This window comes from Collimonas sp. (assembly GCF_044339385.1).
Lineage (GTDB): Bacteria > Pseudomonadota > Gammaproteobacteria > Burkholderiales > Burkholderiaceae_D > Collimonas.
In genome coordinates this window covers 1-4,843 of sequence record NZ_JBIIVN010000178.1, presented here as the reverse complement: position 1 = coordinate 4,843, position 4,843 = coordinate 1, and the positions used below count along the sequence as shown (strand labels likewise).

4 protein-coding genes are annotated in these 4,843 nt (G+C 55.4%); all 4 read left to right on the top strand.

The window, feature by feature from the left end:
* On the top strand, nt 1-318 hold a 318-nt coding region (locus ACIQ0R_RS11265), incomplete at its 5' end, for a hypothetical protein (RefSeq protein ID WP_395827364.1).
* Between the two features lie 175 nt (nt 319-493).
* Nucleotides 494-1,264, top strand: a complete 771-nt coding sequence (gene ugpQ / locus ACIQ0R_RS11260) for a glycerophosphodiester phosphodiesterase (RefSeq protein WP_395827361.1) — start codon at nt 494-496, stop codon at nt 1,262-1,264.
* 210 nt (nt 1,265-1,474) lie between these two features.
* Nucleotides 1,475-1,681 (top strand): hypothetical protein, encoded by a 207-nt coding sequence (locus ACIQ0R_RS11255; RefSeq protein ID WP_395827358.1) that lies wholly within the window; start codon nt 1,475-1,477, stop codon nt 1,679-1,681.
* A 256-nt stretch (nt 1,682-1,937) separates the two neighbouring features.
* Nucleotides 1,938-4,562, top strand: a complete 2,625-nt coding sequence (gene alaS, locus ACIQ0R_RS11250; RefSeq protein WP_395827355.1) for an alanine--tRNA ligase — start codon at nt 1,938-1,940, stop codon at nt 4,560-4,562.
* Nucleotides 4,563-4,843 lie beyond the last annotated feature (281 nt).

The following is a 4,843-nucleotide window of genomic DNA, read 5'->3' as shown; positions in this document are numbered from 1 at the left end:
AGCTCCTTGAACTCCGCCGTGTACATCTGTTTTGGTATCTTCTTCATTGCTGGTCTTTCCAAAGGATCGTTGATTTTACGTTACCTATGGAAGACTAAATTTCGGGGGAAGCTCAAAGCTCAGCACCAAGCCACTGTTGATAATCAAATAAACGGCCAGGTGCACGAAAAATCCAATCTTACGGTCCACCTGACGTTGTGCATCCAGGTAGCCGGCTCTGGTATCGTTCATGGCATCCTCCGTGGTATGGAATGGCTCAATTGTGGGTCTGCCAGCGGTTGTCGTGAAGTGAAATGCGACGAAACCCGGATTGCGTGACGTGAATGGCAGCCAGCGGTCGCCAATTGCCAAATACATCAAATCCATTAAGATGTTACTAAGAAGGCGGGCCGGAGGGGCCTCGCCGGGCTTCCTCCGTTACGCCAATTTATGCGATTTATCTAGCATCTAATTTATCTAATTTATCCATTTATCCAATAGAAGGAAAACAGTCATGTGGCCCTACCCAAAAGTAGTTGCGCATCGCGGCGGCGGCACGCTGGCGCCGGAAAATACGCTGGCGGCGTTACGTTGCGGCCTCAAGCATGGATACCGTGCGGTCGAGTTTGACGTCATGTTGTCGCGCGATGGCGTGCCAATCCTGATGCATGATGCAGTGTTCGGCCGGACGGTGCGCGGAGTCGGCAAAGTGTCCGATTTTACCGCCGACGAGTTGACCGCGATGGACGCCGGCAGTTGGCTGCATGAGCAGTTTGCCGGTGAGCGTATCTGTACATATCGTCAGGCGCTTGAGTTTTGTCGGCAGAACGACATCTGGATGAATGTCGAAATTAAACCGGCCGAAGGATTCGAGGTGGAGACCGGGCGTATTGTCGCGCAACTGACCGAGGAGTGTTTTGCGCATGAGTTGGCGCAACATGTCGCCAGTGCCGACGGCGCATGGGCAGACCCGGCATTGCCCTTGTTTTCTTCTTTTTCGTTTGAGGCCTTGCGTGCGGCGCAGGTGGCGGCGCCGACTATACCGCGTGGCTTTTTGACCGATACCATCGAAGACGACTGGCTGCAACGCTTGCAGGAGCTCGACGCGGTGGCGCTGCACACCAACCACAAATATCTGTCGCCGATGCAAGCGCAGGCAGTCAGGCAAGCAGGTTACGGGCTGTTTTGCTATACGGTGAACACGCCCAATCGCGCCGCAGAGATCCTCAGCTGGGGCGTGGATAGCTTTTGTACTGACCGGATTGACTTGATTGGCGCCGATTGAATCGGATCATTACGATCTGCGGCAGTCAGGCAAAAATCAAGCCAAAGTTGTGTCGTCGCGCCTGTCAACCTAAATCAGCGAGCAGGCGTTAAGACAGGGTAGAACCAAGTTGTAGACCATATTCTCCGTCACAAGGCGAGTGGTTGATCGTGAGTTTTACTCTTAAATGTCAAGTTTGCTTGTTTTTGTACTAATTGAAAGGAAGTCAAAATGAAGATCAATAAATTGCTGGCTGCTGTTGTTATCGCCGCTTTCGCTTTGCCAGTCATGGCACAAAACGCTCCTGCGGCTGCTGCACCTGCAGCAGCGCCGGCGGCCGCTGCGGCTGCGGCTGCACCAGCGAAAAAAGCAAGCAAGAAACATTACAAGAAGAAAAATCGCAATATCACAGCGACACCAGTTAATAAAGGCGCCTGACAGCAAACTGTAAGGCTGTTTCGGGGCGAATTGCGCGAAATTACGTACCCCATGTTATGCAAGCCCGCCGGAAGCAGTTCCGACGGGCTTTTTTCATTCTGTTGCGACTCAATGATGTTGCTGGTATCACGTATAATCAAAGGTTTGCAAAAGGACATACTTAGCCGTCGCATTGCGGATCGTTAGTATCCGGATATGGCGCTGACCGTGTTCCGTTGCCTTTTTCCTTGCACCGTTTCATTTTTTGCCCAAGAACATGAGCTCAGCCGAAATCCGCGAAAAGTTTCTCAAATTCTTTGAATCAAAAGGCCACGCCATTGTGCGCTCGTCCAGCCTGGTACCAGGCAACGATCCGACACTACTGTTTACCAACTCCGGTATGGTGCAGTTCAAGGACGTGTTCCTGGGTACGGAAAAGCGCAATTATGTGCGCGCAACTTCGGTACAGCGTTGCCTGCGCGCTGGCGGCAAGCACAACGATCTGGAAAACGTCGGCTACACCGCCCGTCACCACACATTCTTTGAAATGCTGGGCAACTGGTCGTTCGGCGATTACTTCAAGCACGATTCGCTGGTCTGGGCCTGGGAATTGCTGACCAAGGTATACGGTCTGCCGGCCGACAAGCTGTGGGCCACGGTGTATGAAACCGACGATGAAGCCTACGATATCTGGCATAAGGTGATCGGTTTGCCGAAAGAGCGCATTGTGCGTATCGGTGACAATAAGGGCGCGCCATATGCATCGGACAATTTCTGGCAAATGGCCGACACCGGCCCTTGCGGTCCTTGTTCTGAAATTTTTTACGATCACGGCCCGGACGTGTGGGGCGGTCCTCCGGGTAGTGCTGAGCAAGACGGCGACCGTTACATCGAAATCTGGAACAACGTGTTTATGCAGTTCGATCGCCAGATCGATCCGAAAACCGGGGAAGCCACCTTGACACCGCTGCCGCAGCAATGCGTCGATACCGGCATGGGTCTGGAGCGCTTGGCTGCGGTCTTGCAGCACGTGCACAGCAACTATGAAATTGACTTGTTCCAGCGCCTGATCAAGGCTGCGGCACGTGAAAACAATGTTACTGATCTGGAAAGTAACTCGCTGAAAGTAATTGCCGATCATATTCGCGCCTGTTCATTCCTGGTGGTCGATGGCGTCATTCCGGGCAACGAGGGTCGCGGTTACGTACTGCGCCGGATCATCCGCCGTGCGCTGCGTCACGGTCACAAACTCGGGCAGACCAAGCCGTTCTTCTACAAGCTGGTTAAGGATCTGGCACTGGAAATGGGCGACGCCTATCCGGAATTGCCGGAAGCCGCCGAGCGTGTCGAGCAGGTACTGAAACAGGAAGAAGAACGTTTTGGTGAAACGCTGGAACACGGCATGAAAATCCTTGAAGCGGCGTTGACCAAGAATTCTAAAAAGCTGGATGGCGAAACTGCCTTCACTTTGTACGACACCTTCGGTTTCCCGCTCGACCTCACCGCAGATATTTGCCGCGAGCGTGAAGTCGAACTCGACGAGGCCGGTTTTGCCACTGCGATGGAACGCCAGAAAACCACGGCGCGTGCGGCCGGCAAATTCAAGATGGCCGCAGCAGTCGAATACAGCGGTGACAAGACCCATTTCGTAGGCTATGACGAGCTGGCGCATGAAGCCAACATTCTGGCCCTGTACGTCGACGGCAGCGCGGTGCAGAAAATCGACGCCGGCCAGGATGCCATCGTGGTGCTCGACACTACGCCGTTCTATGCTGAATCCGGCGGCCAGGTTGGCGACCGCGGCGTGCTCGAAGCAGCGGGTGGGTTGTTCGAAGTCGCCGATACGCTGAAAATTCAGGCTGAAGTATTCGGTCATCACGGTAATCTGCGCAGCGGTCCGCTGGCTGTTGGCGATAAAGTCAATGCCAGGGTCGATACCGCAGTGCGCAGCCGCACCATCCGTAACCACTCGGCGACGCACCTGATGCACAAGGCCTTGCGCGAGGTGCTGGGCGCACACGTGGCGCAAAAAGGTTCGCTGGTCGACGCCGACAAGACTCGTTTTGACTTTAGCCATAATGCGCCGGTCAGTGCCGATGAAATTCGTCGCATCGAAGCGATCGTGAATCGAGAAATTCTCGCCAACGTCGCCACTGAAGCCAAGCTGATGTCGTTTGACGACGCGGTTGGTGCCGGTGCAATGGCCTTGTTCGGTGAAAAATACGGCGATGCAGTTCGCGTGTTGTCGATCGGGACATCGCGCGAACTGTGCGGTGGTACTCACGTTAGCCGTACCGGCGATATCGGCCTGTTCAAGATCGTCGGCGAAGGCGGCGTTGCCGCTGGCATCCGCCGTATCGAGGCGGTGACCGGCGAAGCCGGTCTGGCCTTAGTACAGAGCCTCAGCAACCGCGTCAACGAAGCCGCCGCTGCATTGAAGGCGCAGCCGGAAGAGCTCACCCAGCGCATCGCGCAGGTGCAGGATCATGTCAAGGCGCTGGAAAAAGAGTTGAGCGGCTTGAAGTCGAAGCTGGCCGCCAACCAAGGCGATGAGCTGGCGCAGCAGGCACTCGATGTGAACGGCATCAAGGTGCTGGCGGCGAGGCTGGAAGGTGCCGACAGCGCCACCTTGCGCGAAACCATGGACAAACTGAAAGATAAGCTGAAAACGGCAGCAATCGTGCTGGCGGCAGTCAAGGATGGCAAAGTCAGCCTGATTGCCGGCGTCACCGCCGACGCCACCGGCAAGGTCAAGGCTGGCGAGCTGGTCAACTTCGTCGCCCAGCAGGTCGGCGGCAAGGGTGGTGGTCGTCCTGACATGGCGCAAGCCGGCGGAACCGATCCGAGCGGTTTGGCGGCCGCCTTGCAGGGCGTAGCCGCATGGGTCGGCGAGCGGGCCTGACGGAGCGCCCCCAGAGATCGGTTTTGATCGGTGGGTCTTGAGATGCAGGCCAGCGAAGTCAGTAAAGCGGGAAGCATCAAATCGCCGTAGCATGGCGGTTTGTCGCTTTCCGCTTTTTTATTTCCTTGCAGTTGCATGGAATGTGCGCAGAAGTTGCCGGACAGGCGTAATGTTTGAGCTTCCCTCGATTTTTCGTCTTCCAACAGGTGGCTTTTATGCCGCCTGTTTTTCCTGATGTTGCTCAGTGAGCCAGTCATCTAAATACTGGCAGGGTGAACGAT

Bases quoted from the DNA above. Each gene is read 5' to 3' on its own strand.
- ugpQ (WP_395827361.1), top strand. From the start codon at position 494: ATGTGGCCCTACCCAAAAGTAGTTGCGCATCGCGGCGGCGGCACGCTG.
- ACIQ0R_RS11255 (WP_395827358.1), top strand. From the start codon at position 1,475: ATGAAGATCAATAAATTGCTGGCTGCTGTTGTTATCGCCGCTTTCGCT.
- alaS (WP_395827355.1), top strand. From the start codon at position 1,938: ATGAGCTCAGCCGAAATCCGCGAAAAGTTTCTCAAATTCTTTGAATCA.